At 49.5% G+C, this 372-nt stretch carries 1 protein-coding gene; it reads left to right on the top strand.

Annotated elements, in window-relative coordinates:
• On the top strand, positions 1-372 hold a 372-nt coding region (locus EXT47_RS23685; protein ID WP_130127751.1), incomplete at both ends, for an AMP-binding protein.

Raw genomic sequence — 372 nt, forward strand, 5'->3', positions numbered from 1 at the left:
GGGTTATCTGAACCGGCCAGAACTGAATGATGAAAAGTTTGTTACCAATCCATTTTATGACGGTTTGGGCAGTAACAACAGTAAACGTTTGTATCGAACAGGGGACCTTGTGCGTTGGCTGCCCAGCGGTGAGCTGGAGTACTTGGGTCGTATTGACCATCAGGTAAAGGTGAGGGGATATCGCATTGAGCTGGGGGAAATTGAACATGTCCTAGAAGAGTGCGATGGGATTAAAGAAGCCGTGGTGCTCGCCCGCGAAGCAGGAAATAATGACAAACGCTTGGTAGGCTATCTAGTTGCCACGGGTGCAGATAGTCATGAAGCGCGGTTAATCGAAGAAGCGCGTCAGCATGCGCGTAAAACCTTACCTGA

It is taken from the genome of Pseudoalteromonas sp. CO342X, from assembly GCF_004208915.1.
In the GTDB taxonomy this organism is placed as follows: Bacteria; Pseudomonadota; Gammaproteobacteria; order Enterobacterales; family Alteromonadaceae; genus Pseudoalteromonas; species Pseudoalteromonas maricaloris.